We start from the raw sequence: 19,119 nt of genomic DNA, 5'->3' as shown, positions 1-19,119 counted from the left end.
CGCTGCAGCTGGCGCGCCCAGTGGTGGCTGCTGCCACAGGCTTCGATATAGATGCGCCTGGCGTCGAGATTAAGCACCGTGGCCAGAAACTGACGGCGGCGCACCCGTTTGCGGTAGACGACCTCATGGGCGGCGTTGAGACCGCACAGCTCGAAGACGTTCTTTGCGATGTCGATACCCAGTTCCGTAATCTGTTGCATGGATCCGCTCCTTTTCGACTGTTGTCCGAATCATCAGTCTGGCGCATTGACGCCGATTAGGAGGAGCGGATCCATCTCATCCACCTACAAAAGCCGTGACCTTGAGCGAGCGCCAGCTACGCTTGCCTGTATTCGGGCCCCTTGGGCGTAGCGCCGAGCAGCGGAGGCCGAACGCGGATAAAGACGGCCGGATGTTTGAGCGAAGCGAGTTTCCGGCCGGCCCGCGTTCGGCCGGAGCCGCGCAGGGCATCGGCGCGTAGCGCCGACGCAAGACAGGGTGTCTTTTCTCTTGGGTACTTCTCTTTGGACAAGCAAAGAGAAGTACCTCGCACAGCAGTGCGAAACCCCAAGCGCAAATTCACCCGCACAGTTCATTCAGAAGACGAACGGTTTGAACCGCGTAGCTTTCAGCAATCAAGCACCAGACAAGGCGGAGCCCCGCTCGGCCGCAGCCTGAACGCTCGCCCAATCACTGGCCGCGATGGCGGCGGCCGGCACGAGCCAGCTGCCGCCCACGCAAGGCACACAATCCAACGCCAGATAGTCCGCCGCGGTGTCTTCCTTGATGCCGCCGGTCGGGCAGAAGACCAGATCGGGAAACACGCTGGCAAAGGCCTTGATCGCGGCCGGCCCGCCGACGACAGACGCCGGGAAGAGTTTCGTTGCCGTCACGCCCCGCCGTTTGAGATGGGCGATTTCGCTCACCGTCTGCGCGCCCGGCAGATAGGCAATATCGCGCGTCTGCGCTACCGCATTCACTTCGTCCGCAATACCGGGCGAGACCATGAATTCGGCCCCGGCATCAATCGCCCGCTCGGCCTGTTCGGCGCTCCAGACCGTGCCGGCGCCTACGCAGATATCGTCCACTTCATTCGCAATCGCGTCGATCGCAGCCAGCCCGGCTTCGGTGCGCAGGGTCACTTCAATCACGCCAATACCGCCGGCCACCAGCGCACGGGCGATTTCGACACCTGAGCGGGCATCGGGCACGACCACCACCGGGATCACCGGCGCGATCGCCATGACCTGACGGGTCTGAGCGTATTTCATTCCGCCGGCTCCTGTTCGGTGACCGTGGTACGCGTTTCGGTGTCGGCCGGCTGGGCATCGAGCAGCGCACAGGCGCCCTCTTCGGCCGAGCCCACGTTGCGCCGAAATACCGCGAACAGTTCGCGGCCGAAGCCGAATTCGCTTTCGGGCTGGTCGTCGAACGTCTTGGGTTCGCGGGCCTCGAGTTCGGCGTCGTCGACTTCGACACGCAGCGTGCCGGCTTCGGCATCCAGCGCGATCACGTCGCCATCGCGAATACGGCCGATCAAACCGCCCAGCCGCGCTTCGGGCGTGATCTGGATGGCGGCGGGAATCTTGCCGGAGGCGCCGGACATGCGCCCGTCGGTAATCAGCGCGACCTGAAAGCCCTTGTCCTGCAATACGCCAAGCGACGGCGTGAGCTTGTGCAGCTCGGGCATGCCATTGCCACGCGGGCCCTGATTGATAACGACGATGGCGGTGTCGCGTTCGAGCTCGCCGGCCTGATAGGCCGCAAGCACGTGCTCCTGACTGGGAAAGACTTTAGCCGGCGCATGAATCGTACGGTGCTGTTTCTCGACCGCCGATATCTTGATGATGCCGCGTCCGAGATTGCCTGTGAGTACACGCAACCCGCCGGTGGCCGCGAACGGCTCGGCCACGCCGCGTAGCACGTCGGTATCGTGGCTTTCGTCGGCGCCCTCGCGCCAGACCAGTTCGTCGCTGTCGAGAAACGGCTCCTGCGTATAGCGATGCAGCCCGTCGCCGACCACGGTGGAGACGTCTTCGTGCAGCAAACCGGCGGCGAGCAACTCTCGGATCATGAATTGAATACCGCCAGCCGCAGCGAAGTGGTTCACATCGGCCACGCCGTTGGGATAGACCCGCGCCATGAGCGGCACGACCGCCGAAATCTCGGCGAAATCGGTCCAGTCGATCTTCACACCGGCTGCCCGTGCCATGGCCACGATATGCATTGTGTGATTGGTGGAACCGCCCGAGGCCAGCAGGCCGACGATGCCGTTGATCACGGCCTTTTCATCTACGATGCGCCCGATCGGGCGGTAGTCGTCGGATAGTTCGGTAATCGCGACCACGCGCTTCGCGGCGGCACGTGTGAGCGCATCGCGCAGCGGCGTGTTCGGATTTACGAACGACGACCCGGGCAAATGCAGCCCCATGAATTCCATGAGCAGCTGATTGGAATTGGCGGTGCCGTAGAACGTACAGGTGCCCGGCGAGTGATAGGACATCGACTCGGCCTTGAGCAGTTCATCGCGGCCGATCTCGCCGGCGGCAAAACGCTGGCGCACTTCGGATTTGATCTTGTTCGACAAGCCGGAGGTCATCGGCCCGCCGGGTACGAAGATCACCGGCAGATGGCCGAACGACAACGCGCCGATCATCAGCCCCGGCACGATCTTGTCGCATACGCCCAGACACAGGGCGCCGTCGAACATGTTATGCGTCAGTGCCACGGCCGTGGCCATGGCGATGGTGTCGCGCGAGAACAGCGACAGTTCCATGCCGGGCTGGCCCTGGGTCACGCCGTCGCACATCGCCGGCACGCCGCCGGCGAACTGGGCCACGCCGCCGGCATCCCACGCCGCCTGTTTAATGATCGGCGGAAAATCGCCCAGCGGCTGGTGCGCCGAAAGCATTTCATTGTAGGCCGAGACGATGCCCACATTCGGGCGCTTCTGACCGGCCAGTGCGTCCTTGCCCGGCTTGTCCTCGACCGCGAAGCCGTGGGCGAGATTGCCGCAGGAGAGCTTGCCGCGGTGCGGGCCCACGCTCTGGGCGTGGTCGATCTTGGCCAGATAGGCCGCGCGGGTATCGCGGCTGCGCGCGATCACGCGCTGGGTTACGTCTTCGATAACCGGGTGCAGACTCATGGCTCGTCGCTCCAGCGGACCGTATGCCCGCGTTTAGGACCAGTACACCTCGACGGGTACATGATCCTGATGAATTACGCCCCGTACAGGGTATTCGACCGCCGGACCCGCCTGACAGGCCATGTCGTACACCCGGCGCTTGGCATCGCCGAAGAACAGCAGATACAACGAACGCGTGGCAAGCAGCCGATTCAGGCTCAGGCTGATCCGCGCGGGGCCGTCGTCCTCGCGTGCCGGCACGACGCATTCGGCATTGCTGGTCATACAGGCTTCGATATTCGACGCATCGGGAAACAGCGACGCGGTATGGCCATCCTCGCCCATGCCGAGCACGACGGCGTCGAAGGGGCGTGGCAGCCGGGCCAGCTCGGCGTTGAGCGCGGACTGGGCCGCATCCGGTGTCGGTTTGTCGCGATACAGGCCAAACAGCCGGGCGGCGTTGCCGGGGCCATAAAGCAGATGTTCGCGCAGCGCGGCCTCGTTGCTTTCCGACTGATCGGGCGCGACCCAGCGTTCGTCGCTGGGCAGCACGGTCACCCGCGACCAGTCCAGTTCGATGAGCGCGAGCCGTTCGAACAGATCGATCGGCGACGAGCCGCCGCTGAGCACCAGCGTGGCCCGGCCGTTATTGGCAATACCCTCGCGCAGCTGGGCCGCCAGCGCATCGGCAAGCGCCTGGGCACAGGCGCCGCGGTCGGCAAATTCATGGAAACTCGGCATGACTATTCCGGTTGCGCCCAGCGGCGGTCGTCGCGATCGAGCAGCACGAAGGAATCCGTCGGCCCCCAGCTACCGGCCATGTATTCATGGGTACGCACGCCGCGCGTGTGCCAGCTGTCGATAATGCGATCGATCCAGCGCCAGGCGGTTTCGATTTCGTCGCGGCGCATGAACAGCGCGGGATTGCCGCGCAGTACTTCCATGAGCAACCGTTCGTAGGCGTCCGGATAGGTCACCGCGAACGCATCCGGAAAATTCAGGTTGAGCGGCAACGAGCGCATGCGAAAACCGCCCGGCCCCGGTTCCTTGGTCATCAGCGTGAGCTGGACGCCCTCTTCCGGCTGCAGGCTGAGCACGAGCCGATTGGGCGTAAGCGGCTGTTCGCCGAAGATCGAATGCGGCACCGGCTTGAACTGGAACACGATCTCGGAAAGCTTGCGCGCCATGCGCTTGCCGGTACGCAGATAGAACGGCGTGCCGTTCCAGCGCCAGTTGTCGATTTCGGCCTTGATGGCGACGAAGGTTTCGGTGTCCTGTGCTGCGTTTTTGATCTCGGGGTTTTCGCCTTCTTCACGATAGCCGGGCACCGGCTCGCCGCCGACGATGCCGGCGGTATAACGCCCGCGTACGGTCACGCGATTGACCACCTCACGGGTGATCGGCTTGAGCGCGCGCAGCACCTTGATCTTTTCGTTACGGATATCGTCGTGGTGCATGCTCGCCGGCGGCTCCATGGCGACCATGCACAACAGCTGCAGCATATGGTTCTGCACCATGTCGCGAAGCGCACCGGTGCGATTATAGAAATCGAAGCGCTGCCCCACCCCCAGATGCTCGGCCACGGTGATCTGCACATGATCGACCGCGCCGCGTGCCCATAGCGGCTCGAACAGCGAGTTGCCAAAACGCAGGGCCAGCACGTTCTGTACGGTTTCCTTGCCCAGGTAATGATCGATGCGATAGATCTGGGATTCGGCGAAGACCGCGCCTACGGCATCGTTGATCTCGCGCGCGGAATCGAAATCGTGGCCCACCGGTTTTTCCAGCACGATACGCGAGCGCTCATTGGTCAGACCGGCATCGTGAAGCCGTTGCGCGACGGTGCCGAACAGCGACGGCGCCGTGGCCAGATAGAACACGCGACTGCGTTTGGCGTCGGCGTCGAGCGCGTCACCCAGATCGTCCCAGCCCGTTTCGGCCTGCATATCCAGCGCGACATGGTGCAAACGCGCCGCAAAACGCTGCCAGACATTTTCCTTGAGTTCCTTCGCGGATAGCTGCGCTTCCAGCGTTTCGCGTACCCATTGCCGATAGGCCTCGCTATCGATCTCGCCACGCGAGACCGCCACGATGCGGCTGTCGTCGCTGAACTGACCATCGCCATCGCGATGAAACAACGCCGGCAGCAGCTTGCGCTGTGCGAGATCCCCCGTGCCACCGAAAATGATGAGGTCGAACGGGTCTACGGGTACGAATTCAGCCATATGCGATCACTGTACTCTTCAGAGCCTATCGGGGCATGCGTATACAATGCATTTAGCGTGCCGGGCCCCTGTGACAACCGGCCACCGACCTTGGTCGCATATTAGCCAGACAGTCGATCTGTGAAGCTGGCCAGTGCAGGCAACGCCCCCAGCCGCGTTCGCGCTGCATGGCCCGAAGACGCTGCTTATGGACGACTGGTCACAAACGCTTTCTGCAGGCCCGCTGCTCGCGATCGCGGTCGCCGCCGTGGCGCTATTGCTGGTGCTGGTCATCCGTTTCAATGTCCATGCGTTTCTCGCACTGACCATCGTCAGTCTGGTTACCGCATTCGCTACCGGTATTCCGCCGGGGGCCATCGTGGACGTGCTGGTGGGCAGCTTTGGCGAAACGCTGGGCTCGGTCGCACTACTGGTGGGCTTCGGCGCCATGCTGGGCAAGCTGGTGGAACACTCGGGCGGGGCGACGGTACTGGCCGAACGCATGGTGGCGTTCTTTGGCGAACGACGCGCGCCGTTCGCCCTGGGCCTGGCGTCGCTGTTCATGGGCTTTCCCATCTTCTTCGACGCGGGGCTGGTGGTCATGCTGCCCATCATCTTTGCCGTGGCGCGTCGGCTGAACGGGCCGGTGTTGCTCTATGGCCTGCCGGCAGCGGCCGCGTTTTCGGTGATGCACGTATTCGTACCGCCCCACCCGGGGCCGGTCACCGCGATCGAGGCCTATGGTGCCAATCCGGGTCTGGTGTTGTTCGTCGGTGTCGTGATGGCGTTTCCGCTTTGGTATCTATCCGGCTATCTGTGGGGGCGCTTCGCCGCCGCGCGCCATCCCTTCGGCGTGACCGGCGCGGGCCTGTTCGGCGCCGAGGACGACGACAACGTCACCACGCCGCCCGCCGTGCACACCGTCATTGCCCTGTTGCTGCTGCCATTGGTACTGATCTTTGCCAATACCAGCCTCATGTTCGCGGCTTCGCTCGGCTGGGTGAACGACGACGCGCAGTGGTTCAACGTGATCGTGCTGTTCGGCGAGACCCCGGTTGCGCTGCTGATTGCCGTGCTGGTTGCCGCTTATGTGCTTGGCTGGCGCCGCGGCGAGCACGGCAGCGCGCTGGAAAAGATCCTCGATCGTTCGCTCGGGCCGATCTGCTCGGTAGTGCTCATCACCGGCGCGGGCGGCATGTTTGGCGGCGTGCTCGAAACCTCGGGCATCGGCGACGCGCTGGCCGATTCACTCGGCGAGCTCGGGCTGCCGGTGATCGTCGCCGCCTATCTGGTCGCAGCAATCGTGCGTCTGGCGCAAGGCTCGGCCACGGTCGCGCTGGTCACCGCTGCCGGGCTGATGGCACCCGCGGTTGCCGCCGGTGACTATTCGGCCATGCAGGTGGTCGCGATTACGCTGGCCACAGCCGCCGGTTCGGTGTTCGCCGGCCACGTCAACGACTCGGGCTTCTGGCTGGTTGGCCGGCTCATGGGCATGGACGTCAAGACCACGCTCAAGACCTGGACCGTGCAGCAGGCGCTGGAGTCGATTCTGGCATTCATTTTCACGTACCTGTTGTACGCGCTGTTTTAGACGCTGCTGATGTTTCATTCGCGAGCGCGCTCGATCCACCGGAGCTTTGCATGACCGATTCGCTATTCGATCTGAGCGATCGCCTCGCGCTGATCACCGGCTCCTCGCGCGGGCTCGGCGCGCGTATGGCGTTGGGCCTGGCCGAGCGCGGCGCGCGTGTGATCCTGCACGGGCGCGATGAAGCGCGCCTGGCCGAACAAACCGAGGCCATGCGCGCCGCAGGCGCCGCCCCCGCAGGCAGCATCACATTCGATGTGACCGATGCGAATGCCGTCGCCGATGGCATTCGGCGCCTGACCGACACGCACGGCGTGCCGGATATTCTCGTCAACAACGCCGGTTTGCAGCGGCGTGCGCCCTTCGCGGAATTCGATCCGTCGGACTGGGACGCCGTCATCGCCAGCAATCTGTCCAGTGCGTTCTATGTATCGCACGCGCTGGCCGCTGCGATGATCGAGCGCGGCTCGGGCAAGATCGTGAATATCGGGTCGGTGCAGTCGAAGCTGGCACGCCAGACCATCGCGCCCTACGGCGCCAGCAAGGGCGGCGTTGCCTTGCTCACCCAGGGCATGGCCGCGGATCTGGCCAGCCACGGTATTCAGGTCAATTGCCTGTCGCCAGGTTATTTCCAGACCGATATGAACACCGCCCTCTGGCAGGACGACGACTTCAATGCCTGGATCGAAAAACGCACCCCTGCGGCGCGCTGGGGCCAGCTCGACGAACTCATCGGCACGCTGGTGTATCTGTGTTCGAACGCCTCGAACTTCGTGTGCGGGCAGAACATCCTCGTGGATGGCGGCATGACCTCGGTGGTCTAGGTGTATTCCGGTGGATAACCCCCAATCGACGACCACGCCGCTGGCTCTGCCGTGTACACGGCGTATCGTGCTCATGGGCGTGTCCGGTAGCGGCAAGTCGACGCTGGGTGCGGCACTGACCGAGCGTCTGGGCATCACCTATATCGACGGCGATACCTACCACCCGCCGGCCAACGTCGAGAAAATGCGCCAGGGCATACCGCTGACTGACGAAGACCGTGCCGGCTGGCTGGATACGCTGGCCGAGATCATCGCCGACTACCGCCGGCGCGACACCTCGCTACTGTTGGGATGCTCCGCGCTCAAGCGCGTCTACCGCGAGCACCTGCGCCGCGGCGATCCGGCGCTGATGTTCGCGTTTCTGGAGGGCAGTTACGACGTCATCCTCGCGCGTATGCAACAGCGCGCGCATTTCTTCTCGCCCGACATGCTGCGCAGCCAGTTCGATACGCTCGAAGCACCGACCGATGCCGAGGCCGTCCGTGTGAATATCGATGGTGAATTCGACCTGGTGGTCGCCGATTGCGCACAGGCGCTGTGCGAGCGCGTCGGCCGCGACGAATGAATACGGGCCGACGCACTGGCGATAGCGTCTAACTGCGCACGAGCACCAGCTTGCCGGCATGCTCGCCGGACTCCATCAGCTGATGGGCTTCGACCGCCTCTTCGAAGGCGAAGGCGCGATCGACCATCGGCTTGAGCTTGCCGGCTTCGAATAGCGGCAGCAGACGATCATTGAAGATCTGCGCAACCATGATCTTGCGCTCCAGTGGCAGGCTGCGCATGGTCATCGCCACCAGACTGAGCCGACGCATGAGCAGCTTGCCCATATCGATTTCGCTCTTGCGCCCACCGATGAGCCCGATCTGTACCTGGCGGCCTTCCGGGCGCAGCGCGTCGAGGTTGTCGGCCAGTGCCGAACCGCCCACGAAATCCAGCACTAGATGGGCCCCGCCGGTTTGTTCCTGTACGGCTTTGGCGACGCCGTCGTCGCCGTCTTCCAGACCCAGGTCATAGGCCTTGTCGAAGCCGAGCGCCTTGAAGCGCTGCTCCATTTCGTCCAGGCGCGCCTGCTTGCGGCTGGTGGCAATACTGCGTGCGCCCAGCGCCTGAATGAGTTGCAGGCCGGCCTGGCCCACGCTCGAGGTGGCACCGCGTACCAGCGCCCACTGTCCCGGTGCGAGTTCGCCGACCAGGAACAGCCCGCGATAGGCGGTCAGAAACGCTTCCGGCATGGCCGCGGCCTGCTCGAAATCGTAGTGGGCCGGGATCGTGAGCGCTTCGCGTTCGTGCACGACCAGCTGCTCGGCATAGGAGCCGCCGCCGATGAGGCCCATTACCCGATCACCGACCTGGCGCGTGGTCACGCGATCGCCCACGGCAGCGACCTCGCCGGCATATTCCAGCCCGGGCCGGCGTACATCGAAGCCATTCGGCGGCGGGTAGCCGCCCTTGCGCTGTAATACATCGGCCTGATTGATACCGACGGCGCGCACGTCAACAAGGATTTCGTCCGGCCCCGGCTCGGGCGCATCGATGGTCTTGAGTTCGAGCGCTTCCGGCGCACCGGGTTCTTCTACCAACCATGCCCGCATGGCGTTCTCCTGAAATGGGGTTTTAATTAACGCGGGACAGCATATAGAAAATTCCGGCCGGCAATGAACCCGGCCTGCCCATACCTCCGGTTTTGGTTACACTGATCGACACGCATTTTTAGCGAAAACGGCCTGCACGCAGCGGGCCACAGTGGAGAACACCGCATGACCAAGATCGTTACCTTGCTGAGCGCGCTGGCGCTCACCGTCGCCATGAGCGGCTGTGCCAACTGGAGCTCCGGCGACACCGGCACCGTAATCGGCGGCATCGCCGGTGGCGCGGCCGGTTCGCAGATCGGCAGCGGCAGTGGCACCACCATCGCCACGGTCGTGGGTACGCTGGCGGGCGCCGCGCTCGGGCGTCGTATCGGCGACAACTTCGGACAACGCGACCGCCAGCAGTTCGGCAGTGCGCTGGAAAGCAACCAGACCGGCAACACCTCGAGCTGGACCAATCCGGACACCAACGCCAACTATTCCGTCACGCCCACGCGGACCTACAACAACGGCAACCAGCCCTGTCGCGAGTTCACCATGAACGCCAATGTCGACGGCCAGCCGGAAAAAGTACGCGGTACGGCCTGTCGCCAGAGCGACGGCACCTGGAAAGTGCAGTCGTAAGACCGCAGCACCGCCGATCGAAGCCGGGCTAAGCCCGGCTTCTTTTTGTCAGCCCGAGCGCATCGAGAGTCCGAACACCCATGCCGCAAGCCCCACGCCCCACCCGCAGCGACTATCGATGGTTCTGCGCCATGCCCACCCGCTGGATGGATAACGATGTCTATGGCCACGTCAATAACGTGACCTACTACTCGTATTTCGATACCGCGGCCAATCGCTACCTCATCGAAGCCGGCGGGCTGGATATCCACAACGCCCCGGTGGTGGGTTTCGTGGTGGAATCCCGCTGCCAGTACCACGCACCGGTCGCCTTCCCGGAACAGCTCGAAGCCGGGCTGATGGTCAAGCATCTGGGCAACCGCTCGACGACCTATGGCATCGGTATCTTTCAGGCCGGCGCGGATACCCCCAGCGCGCACGGCGATTTCGTACATGTATTCGTCAATCGCGAAACCAATCGCGCCGAGGCGATCCCGTCGGCGCTACGCGAGGCGCTGGCCGCGATCCATGTGCCCGGCGACGCACCGGAATAAATAGCCATGCGTTCGGCCACGCTCCAAGCCCGCGACTATAACGCGATCGTCACCAATCCCGATGATGGCGTAGAGATCGCGATCACGGTCATGCAGCCAGACCTTGCCGCCGGTGAAACCGCACCGCTGGTGCTGCACGGCCACGGCTTTGGCGGCGCGCGCCTGAACAATCGTTACGAACGATCGGTTTACGAAGTGTTGTCCGGCGGGATTCTGCCCTCCACCGAAGCCGCGCGCCGTGCCGCCGCCAGCGGCTATTTCGTCATCAGTTTCGACCAGCGCGGGTTCGGCGAGTCCGGCGGCAAGGTCGAGATCATGAACCCTGAAGTCGAAGGCGCGGATATCAGCGCCATTCTCGACTGGGCAGACAACGAGATGCCCGAACGCGAGCGCCTGGCCCGGCGCGACGGCGACCCCGTCATCGGCGGCCTGGGACTCTCCTATGGCGGCGGTTTTCAGCTCATCGGCGCCTGTATCGACGACCGCTTCGACGCGCTGGTGCCCACCGCCACCTGGTACGACCTCGGCTACAGCCTGGCGCCGGATAATGTCGTCAAGACGGCCTGGGGCGCGGCGCTGGTCGCACTCGGTGTGCCCACATCGGGTGTGCGTCTGGACCCGCTGCTCTATCGGGCGCTGGCGGAAGGACTGGCCTCGACGCTGACCGGGCGTGGCCTGTCCCAGACCGTGCGCGACCGGTTGTACAACAGCAGCCCCGCATCGTTCTACGACGGGCATATCGCGCGCGATGGCCAACGCGAACCCTGCGAAACACGCCGCACGCCGAAGGTGGACGTGCTGCTTGTACAGGGCGTGGGCGATACGCTATTCAACCTCAACGAAGCCGCGGCCAACGCCAAGGCGCTGCGCGCGGCCGGCAATGATGTGCATCTGATCGCCATGCAGTACGGTCACAGCCTGCCGTTTCTGCAGGATATCGACCGTATCGCCTACCGGACCGATGCCAGCCTGCGTATCGACGACGAATACGTGGAGACGGCGGTCCTGGAACTGGCCTATCTCGACTGGAAGCTCAAGGGCGTGACACCCACGCAGTCGGTGCCACGCAACATGATCGTGCTCGACGACGAAACCAGCCTGTTCTTCGACGAACTGCCCGTGGGCACCGGCGAGCATGGCCCCACGGTGGAATTCGCCGGCGATGCCACCACCGGCGGGCTGGATCTGCTGCTGGGGATCGTGCGACGGCAGAGCGTGTCGCGGCTGTGGTCGCTGGCCACCGGCACGGCCGGCAATGCCTGGACCGCGCTCAAGCGCGTATTCGATCACGACAAACCCGCCAGCGGCGACGAAACCGCCCTGGTCGCCCGGCTGATCAATGCCCTGCCCTCCGATCATCTCGACGAACTGGCCAGCGGCGGCACGTTTATAGAACTCATGACCATCGAGGCCGAAAATCAGGCGATCGCCGGTATCCCGCAGATCGAAATCGATATCAGTGGCGACGACCGCGACCCGATCGCTTTCGTAGGCATCGGCGTACAACGCGCGGGCCTGGGCGCGACGGTCTTGCTCAACAAGCAAGTACGGCCGATCCGTGGCGCCGGGCCGCGCTCGCTCGATCTCAACGGCGTCAGCCATCGGCTGCACGCAGGCGATCGGCTGGGGCTGCTGGTATACGGCTATCATCCACAGTATCTGGCCAGTTTCTCGGCGATCCCGGGTCGTATTCGCGTCACGGGGCGCATCGCTCTGCCGATCGTCGACGTAACCTGACAGGCAGGCCCTACCCGCACACGCGGGTTCGGCCCTGTTCATGATCACGACAAAGGAGACCGCATGAGTGCACTGGCGGCGTTCGGCGTGGGCTTGGCCACCGCCGCGATATTGCTCACCCTGGTGTGGATCATCCAGTTGTTTACCCGCAATGCCGGGCTCGTGGATGTGGTCTGGTCGGCCGCGGTTGGCCTGATTGCGGCCGAGTATGCCCTGCTCGGCGATGCGCCGGCCGCGGCGCGTATTCTCATGGCCGCGCTCGCGCTGACCTGGGCGCTACGCCTGGCCGGCTATCTGGCCAAACGCATGCGCGGCGCGCCCGAGGATTCACGCTATGCCGCCGCGCGTGAAGCCTGGGGCGCCAAGGCTGATCTGTACATGCTGGGCTTTTTCCTGTTTCAGGCCGTGGCAGCCTCGATACTCTCGATTCCGTTTCTGGTCATTGCCTATATGCCCGAAGCACCGTCGCTGGGGATCGCCCTGGCCGCGATTGCGGTGTGGTTCGTCGCCGTGGTCGGCGAAGGCACGGCCGATGCCCAACTGCATCGCTTCAAGCAACAGCCCGAAAATCGCGGCAAGGTATGCGCGCAGGGGCTTTGGCGCTACTCTCGACATCCGAACTATTTTTTCGAATCGCTGCACTGGGTAACGTACGTAGTACTTGCAATCGGTGCGCCATATTGGTGGGCGACACTGGCCAGTCCAGTGATCATGGCGTGGCTTTTGCTCAGGGTTTCGGGGATTCCCACCATCGAAAACAAGAAGGCATCGGAAAAACGCGAAGGCCACGACGAATACGTCCGGCGCACGAGCGCGTTTATTCCGTGGCCACCAAAACGATAAATACACAAAACGAGGGAGGCAGGTTTGAGTAGTCTGGCCATAGATTGGTGTGAGCGCGGCCTCGTGCCCGATCCGATTGCCCGCGCGGGCATGCGCCGGCTCATCGGCAGTCGATTGAGCAGCCGCGAGGCCCGCGACCCGGAATGGCGCAGCAATCACATGCGGCGCTTCATCGACCGGGCCTGCACCGGCCCGATCGCCCAGCACACTAAGGACGCCAACGCCCAGCACTACGAACTGCCGCCGGCATTCTTCGAACATGTGCTGGGCGCGCATCGCAAATACAGCGGCTGCCTGTTCGAAGCGGGGATCAAGACACTCGATCAGGCCGAGCACGCCATGCTCGCGCTCTATGCCGAACGCGCGCGCCTGCATGACGGCCAGCAGATTCTGGACCTGGGGTGCGGCTGGGGTTCGTTCGCGCTGTGGGCGGCCAAGCGCTTTCCCAGCGCAGAGATTCTCGCGGTTTCCAATTCCAACGCGCAGCGCGAGGCGATCGAGGCTATGGCGCAACAGCGCGGGCTGGACAACCTGCGCGTGCAAACCTGCGACATCAACGATTTCGACCCGGGCACGCAACGTTTCGACCGCGTCGTGTCGGTGGAAATGTTCGAACATATGCGCAACTACCGCGAACTGTTCGCGCGCATCAGCCGCTGGCTGGTCGACGACGGTCGCCTGTTCGTGCACGTATTCGCGCACAAGCTGCTGGCCTACGCCTTCGAGAACGACGGCGACTACGACTGGATGGCGCGCCATTTCTTTACCGGCGGCATCATGCCCAGCGAGCATCTGTTCGCCCATTTCCAGGAAGACATGCGCCTGCGCAAGCACTGGTGGCTATCGGGCAACCACTATCGCGATACGGCCAACAGCTGGCTGGCACGCATGGACGCGGCCGAAAAACCGATCATGGCGATATTTCGCGAGACCTATGGCGATGCCGACGCCGAGCGCTGGTTCCAACGCTGGCGCATGTTCTTCATGGCAGTCGCGGAACTGTTCGGCTACAACGACGGCAACGAATGGGGCATCGCCCATTATCTGTTCGTACCGCAACGCCAGCCGGCCGCCTGAGGAGACAATCACGTGCACGATAAACCGCTTTTGCCCGCGCTCGCGTTCGTCATTGGCACGGCCACACTCACCGTGACCAGCACGGCCATCGCCGCCGACGAAACCCGCTGTTTCAACGGCTACGGCTACACGCTCGACAGCAACGAATACCGTTATACTGAACATCACGAGCAACACTTTACCGGCGATACGTTGCGCAGCTGGGACGTGACCTATGTCGGGCGCACCGGCGACACGATCGCCACCAAGCATCTGGCATTCAAGGCCAGCGACACCGTGCCCACCTACCGGCTCGAGATCCCGGCCGATGGCTATGTGGAAGGCATTCGCCACAGCGGCAATCGCTGGACCATGTTCCGGCGCGAATCCGCCGATGCAAAAGAACAGACCAAGGATTTCACCATCGAGCCGCCGATGGCCGCCGATTCCGGCTTCGATCGATTGGTGCGCCAGCAATTCGACAAGCTGACCGCGGGTAAGACCGTGCCCTTCAAGTTCGCGGCGGCCGGACGGCAAGCCGTCATCGATCTGCGTGCGCGCCAGACCGGCACCACCACTTTCGAAGGCAAGCCGGCCGTGGTCTTCACCGCCGAGCTGGACATGTTCCTGGTCAACTTCTTCGTGGATTCGCTCAAGCTGACCTACGACGCCGACAGCAAACGCCTGCTCGAATACCGCGGCATCGGCAACATGCACGATGAAAACGGCAAGGTTTATCCGGTACGGGTGAGCTACACCCGCGATATGCCCGACGAGGCCCGCCAGGCCGGCGCGCCCGCGGCCACCTGCGCGGCCGCGAGCTAAAGCGCGGCTAAAGCGAACAGCCATTGCGCGCCCTGTCGCGACTGCAACAGGGCGCGCACCACGGCGCTAGTTATGCCCGCGCATCTCGGGCTGGCGCGCCATCCAGGGCTGGAGGCGTTCGAAGGCTTCCTCGATCTTCTCCATGGAGGTGGAATAGCTGATGCGCATCAGGCTGTTCGACTCTTCGCCGAAGGCATCGCCCGGGATGACGCACACGCCGGTTTCCTCGAGCATGCGCATGCACAGGTTGCCGCCATCCACCCCGTGCGGCAAAGACGGCGCGATATAGAACGCGCCCTGTGGCCAGTAGCCGGTCAGCCCCGGCGTATCGGCAACCAGATCCACCACCCGGTCACGCCGCCGCGAGTATTCGCGCACCATCTCGTCGACACAGCTCTGATCGCCTACGAGTGCGGCGACGCCGGCCCACTGTGCCGGCGTACTGGCGACCGTGGTCGTGAACATGTGGTAGCGGCGCAGGGTACGAATGGTGTTCTGGTCAGCCACGATCCAACCCACGCGCAGGCCGGGCATGGCATAGGTCTTGGAGAAACTCGACACCACGGCCACGCCATCGAGATCGGTGGCACAGGAGAGCACGCTCGGATAGTCGATATCGTCGAGGATGAGGTTGTCGTAGACCTCGTCGGAGAGAATCTCCACGCCGCGATAGGCGGCTTCCTGACACAGCCATTCCACGGTTTCGCGCGGATACACCGTACCCGTGGGGTTACTCGGCGAATTGAGGATGATGGCGTGCGTGTTCGGCCCGATCATGTTGATGATGCGCTCGGGGTCGATCTGGTGGCCTTCGCTGGCCTTGGTCGGCACCGTGCGCACCTGCCCGCCGTTCATGCGAATCAACGGCGCATACAGCAAAAACGTCGGGTCGGCGATGATGAACTCACGCCCGGGCGCCGCCATGGCCGTGATCAGCAGATAGATGCCTTCGGTCGCGCCCGTGGTGATCAGGAAATTGTCTTCGGTGAGCGTGCTGCGATAGCGCGCGTTGTAGTACTCCTTGAGCGCGGTAAGCAGTTCCGGCAGGCCGGCATCCATGGTGTAGCCGGTCTGGCCGGCTTCCAGCGCGTGGATATGCGCATCGATGATATGCCGCGGCGTAGCGAAGTCGGGCTGACCAATGGACAGATGCACCACATCGTCGAGCTCGGCGGCGCGATTGACCATGCGCCGGATGCCCGAAATCGGGATGGCATGCATGGCCGGGTTCCAGACCAGACGGTCACGTACATAACGCTGATCGGGGTCTGCGGATAGGATTTCGCTGCTTTTCTTCAGATTCGCGACCATGGGTGCCTCTTGACGCGGGATGGCGGCGGCCGACGTGGCCGTTAGCGCGAGCGTAGTCAGGTCTTGCAAGCCCGGTCAAGACAAGCGTGCGCCGGGATTTGCGCCGGCTATTGACGCTTGGCGCGAGCTCTGGGTACCGTGCGGCATGATCATTGAAATCGCGCGGTTCGTGAACACGGTAGCGCCTTCTCCTGCATGAGCCACGACAACCCCGCCAATACCCGCACCGAGCACGCCGTCGAAGCCGACGAACCGCGACCTCGGATCACCGTCTTAAGCGATACACCCGAGGGGCCGGCGTCGATCGAACGGCTGCACGCGCGCGCCGATATTCGTGTCGCCCACGATGAACCCAGCCTGCGCGACGCCCTGCCCGACAGCGATATCCTGCTGGTCACCGATTTTCGTACCGAAGCGCTCGAAGCCGCCTGGCCGGCCGCGCGCAATCTGCGCTGGGTGCATGCCGCAAGCGCGGGCGTGGACCAGTTGATGTTCGATGCGCTGATCGAATCCGATATCCCGGTCACCAATGCCCAGGGCATATTCGACCGCAATATCGCCGAATACGTACTCGGCGCGATTCTGATGTTCGCCAAGGACACGCGCGCCAATATCGCCTACCAGCAACAGCGCCGCTGGGTGCACCGCGATACCGAAAGCGTGCACGGCAAACGCGTACTGGTGGCCGGCGCAGGCTCGATCGGGCGCGAGATCGGGCGCCTGTGCAAGGCCGTGGGCATGGAAGTCACCGGCATCGCCCGGCGCGCCCGCGATGCCGACGACGTATTTTCGGCCGTCCATGCTGCCGACGATATCGACACCCATCTGCCGGATGCCGATTACGTGGTCGTGGCCGCGCCCTTAACCGAGGCCACGGAACACTGGTTCGATGCACGGCGCTTCGCGGCCATGGCCAGACACGCGCGTTTCATCAACATCGGCCGCGGGCCGATCGTGGTCACCGACGATCTGGTGGATGCCCTGGTCAACCAACAGATCGCCGGCGCCGCGCTGGATGTTTTCGAACAGGAACCGCTGCCCGCCGATCACCCGCTATGGGGCATGGACAATGTACTCATGTCGGCGCACATGGCGGGCGATTTCATCGGTTGGCGCGATGCGCTGATCGATCAGTTTCTCGACAACCTCACGCGCTGGCAGCGCGGCGAGGCATTGTTCAACCAGGTCAGCAAAAAGCATGGCTATGCGCCGGGTGGCGCGTGAGCCGCGAAAATGGCATTTCGCCTTTAAAAGCCGTGATCACGCCCCGATCACTGCTAGATATTGACAGGCATTGTCAGCAGGCCGCGCTGGCAGCGGCTGCCCAGATTCATAGACTCAAGTCGTTACGACAGGACCGAGGACACTCATGATCGAATCCTATCTGCTCAAGCATATTTCCGGTTATATCGATGGCCAGTGGGTCGAGGCCGACTCCGGCGAAACCGTCGAGGTCCTCAATCCTGCCAATGGCAAGGTGCTGGCCGAGATGCCCAAGATGGGCAGCGCCGAAACCCAGCGCGCCATCGAAGCCGCCAAGGGCGCGCTCAAGCCGAACGATCTGGAAACCCGGCGCGAATGGCTCGAGGATATTCGCGATGCCCTGATCGATGAAAAGGAAGAGATCGGGCGTATTCTGTGTCTCGAACACGGCAAGCCGTGGAAGGAAGCCCAGGGCGAAGTCGAATACGCCGCCGGCTTTTTCGACTATTGCGCCAAGAACATCGACATCCTCAAGCCCGACGAGCTCGAGGAGAAAGCCAAGGATTGCACCTGGACGGTTCATCACCGCCCGGTCGGCGTGGTTGGCCTGATCACGCCCTGGAACTTCCCGATCGGCATGATCGCCAAGAAGATCGCCCCGGCGATCGCGGCCGACTGCCCGAGCGTGATCAAGCCTGCCAGCGAAACCCCGCTGACCATGATCGCCATGTTCCAGCTCTTTCATGAGCGCCTGGAACTGCCCAAGGGCTATGTCAACCTGGTGATGGGCTCCTCCAGCCAGATCGGCGGCGAGCTCATGTCCTCGCCCGACGTGACCATGATCTCGTTCACCGGCTCCACCGAAGTCGGCAAGCTGCTCATCGAACAGAGCAAGGATCAGGTCAAGAAGCTCGGCCTGGAACTGGGCGGCAACGCCCCGTTCATCGTCTTCGACGATGCCGATATCGACCATGCCACCACCCAGCTGGTGAGCAACAAGTTCCGCGGCGGCGGCCAGACCTGTGTCTGCGCCAATCGGATCTATGTGCAGTCGGGCGTGTACGAAGAGTTCACCGACAAGCTGGTCGAGAAGGTCAAGGCACTCAAGGTCGGCGACGGCATGGACGAAGACATCGATGTCGGCCCGCTGATCAACAAGGCCGGCTTCGAGAAGGTCCAGAATCATGTCGCCGACGCGCTCTCGAAAGGCGCCAAGCTGGTCGCCGGCAAGCACCCGGACGAACTGGATGCCGACAAGAACCTGTTCTATACGCCGACCGTGGTCACCGGCGTGACCCACGACATGGCCTGCTGCAAGGAAGAAACCTTCGGCCCGCTGGTGCCCATGATCGAATTCGACGACGAAGACGAAGTCGTGGAGCTGGGCAACACCACGGAATTCGGCCTGGCCGCGTACGTGTTCACCTCGGACGAAAAACGCGCCGAGAAGACCATCCGCGGCCTGCACTTTGGCCACTGCGGCTGGAACACCGGCACCGGCCCGGCACCGCATGCGCCCTTCGGCGGCATGAAGCAGTCGGGCATCGGCCGTGAAGGTGGCGACGAAGGCATCATGGAATTCGTCGAAGTCCAGACCGTGCCGCGCGGCAAGTAGTCGCACAGGTTAGCCACGCAACAAGCCGGCGGGCACGCTCGCCGGCTTTTTTGTGTCTGCC

Annotated in this window: 17 protein-coding genes and 1 pseudogene; 11 read left to right on the top strand and 7 right to left on the bottom strand. The window is 63.4% G+C overall.

Annotation, left to right across the window (positions count from 1 at the left end; genetic code table 11):
- The 5 genes and pseudogenes from T5B8_RS14595 to zwf all read right to left on the bottom strand — a co-directional run.
- Positions 1–200 (bottom strand): annotated as a pseudogene (locus tag T5B8_RS14595) (IS110 family transposase); the annotation flags it as partial.
- 414 nt (positions 201–614) lie between these two features.
- A complete protein-coding gene (locus T5B8_RS14590; protein ID WP_353179911.1) occupies positions 615–1,250 on the bottom strand; it encodes a bifunctional 4-hydroxy-2-oxoglutarate aldolase/2-dehydro-3-deoxy-phosphogluconate aldolase in 636 nt (211 codons plus the stop codon).
- The gene (edd, locus tag T5B8_RS14585) at positions 1,247–3,124 is read right to left on the bottom strand and encodes a phosphogluconate dehydratase (protein WP_353179909.1); all 1,878 of its coding nucleotides are present in this window, start codon (positions 3,122–3,124) and stop codon (positions 1,247–1,249) included. Before edd ends, T5B8_RS14590 begins: the two co-directional genes overlap by 4 nt.
- Before the next feature lie 33 nt (positions 3,125–3,157).
- On the bottom strand, positions 3,158–3,844 hold the full coding sequence (gene pgl, locus T5B8_RS14580) for a 6-phosphogluconolactonase (RefSeq protein WP_353179907.1): 687 nt from the start codon (positions 3,842–3,844) through the stop codon (positions 3,158–3,160).
- A gap of 2 nt (positions 3,845–3,846) precedes the next feature.
- On the bottom strand, positions 3,847–5,328 hold the full coding sequence (gene zwf / locus T5B8_RS14575) for a glucose-6-phosphate dehydrogenase (protein WP_353179905.1): 1,482 nt from the start codon (positions 5,326–5,328) through the stop codon (positions 3,847–3,849).
- 187 nt (positions 5,329–5,515) lie between these two features.
- Here zwf and T5B8_RS14570 point away from each other — a divergent pair, with 187 nt between their 5' ends.
- Genes T5B8_RS14570 through T5B8_RS14560 form a run of 3 tightly spaced genes read left to right on the top strand, consistent with a single transcriptional unit; the run spans position 5,516 to position 8,284 of the window.
- Complete coding sequence (locus T5B8_RS14570) at positions 5,516–6,898, top strand: GntP family permease (protein WP_353179903.1); 1,383 nt, start codon at positions 5,516–5,518, stop codon at positions 6,896–6,898.
- A gap of 50 nt (positions 6,899–6,948) precedes the next feature.
- Positions 6,949–7,719, top strand: a complete 771-nt coding sequence (locus T5B8_RS14565) for an SDR family oxidoreductase (RefSeq protein ID WP_353179902.1) — start codon at positions 6,949–6,951, stop codon at positions 7,717–7,719.
- 10 nt (positions 7,720–7,729) lie between these two features.
- On the top strand, positions 7,730–8,284 hold the full coding sequence (locus T5B8_RS14560) for a gluconokinase (RefSeq protein WP_353179901.1): 555 nt from the start codon (positions 7,730–7,732) through the stop codon (positions 8,282–8,284).
- A gap of 28 nt (positions 8,285–8,312) precedes the next feature.
- On the opposite strand, the gene T5B8_RS14555 is transcribed toward T5B8_RS14560, so the two are convergent.
- Positions 8,313–9,314, bottom strand: coding sequence for an NAD(P)H-quinone oxidoreductase (locus T5B8_RS14555; RefSeq protein ID WP_353179899.1), 1,002 nt, complete (start codon positions 9,312–9,314; stop codon positions 8,313–8,315).
- Positions 9,315–9,479: 165 nt separating this feature from the next.
- On the opposite strand from T5B8_RS14555, the gene T5B8_RS14550 reads away from it, so the two are divergent.
- The 6 genes from T5B8_RS14550 to T5B8_RS14525 all read left to right on the top strand — a co-directional run bounded on the left by T5B8_RS14550 (position 9,480) and on the right by T5B8_RS14525 (position 14,929).
- Positions 9,480–9,935: an RT0821/Lpp0805 family surface protein gene (locus tag T5B8_RS14550; protein WP_353179898.1), complete on the top strand. Its 456-nt coding sequence runs from the start codon at positions 9,480–9,482 to the stop codon at positions 9,933–9,935.
- Positions 9,936–10,015: 80 nt separating this feature from the next.
- On the top strand, positions 10,016–10,468 hold the full coding sequence (locus T5B8_RS14545) for an acyl-CoA thioesterase (RefSeq protein WP_353179897.1): 453 nt from the start codon (positions 10,016–10,018) through the stop codon (positions 10,466–10,468).
- A gap of 6 nt (positions 10,469–10,474) precedes the next feature.
- Positions 10,475–12,205, top strand: a complete 1,731-nt coding sequence (locus tag T5B8_RS14540; RefSeq protein WP_353179895.1) for a CocE/NonD family hydrolase — start codon at positions 10,475–10,477, stop codon at positions 12,203–12,205.
- A gap of 63 nt (positions 12,206–12,268) precedes the next feature.
- Entirely contained in the window at positions 12,269–13,048 is a 780-nt protein-coding gene (locus tag T5B8_RS14535) for a DUF1295 domain-containing protein (protein WP_353179894.1), read from the top strand.
- Positions 13,049–13,072: 24 nt separating this feature from the next.
- Entirely contained in the window at positions 13,073–14,125 is a 1,053-nt protein-coding gene (locus T5B8_RS14530) for an SAM-dependent methyltransferase (protein ID WP_353179892.1), read from the top strand.
- Between the two features lie 12 nt (positions 14,126–14,137).
- Positions 14,138–14,929: a hypothetical protein gene (locus tag T5B8_RS14525; protein WP_353179890.1), complete on the top strand. Its 792-nt coding sequence runs from the start codon at positions 14,138–14,140 to the stop codon at positions 14,927–14,929.
- 66 nt (positions 14,930–14,995) lie between these two features.
- Here the strand turns inward: T5B8_RS14525 and T5B8_RS14520 are convergent, their stop codons facing one another.
- Positions 14,996–16,240, bottom strand: coding sequence for a pyridoxal phosphate-dependent aminotransferase (locus tag T5B8_RS14520; RefSeq protein ID WP_353179888.1), 1,245 nt, complete (start codon positions 16,238–16,240; stop codon positions 14,996–14,998).
- A gap of 195 nt (positions 16,241–16,435) precedes the next feature.
- Between T5B8_RS14520 and T5B8_RS14515 the strand changes: the two genes are divergently transcribed.
- Positions 16,436–17,464: a D-2-hydroxyacid dehydrogenase gene (locus T5B8_RS14515; RefSeq protein ID WP_353179886.1), complete on the top strand. Its 1,029-nt coding sequence runs from the start codon at positions 16,436–16,438 to the stop codon at positions 17,462–17,464.
- Positions 17,465–17,609: 145 nt separating this feature from the next.
- Positions 17,610–19,058, top strand: coding sequence for an NAD-dependent succinate-semialdehyde dehydrogenase (locus tag T5B8_RS14510; protein ID WP_353179884.1), 1,449 nt, complete (start codon positions 17,610–17,612; stop codon positions 19,056–19,058).
- The last annotated feature ends 61 nt before the right edge of the window (positions 19,059–19,119 follow it).

Source organism: Salinisphaera sp. T5B8 (assembly GCF_040361255.1).
GTDB lineage: Bacteria > Pseudomonadota > Gammaproteobacteria > Nevskiales > Salinisphaeraceae > Salinisphaera.
This window is presented reverse-complemented; position numbering and strand designations above follow the sequence as displayed.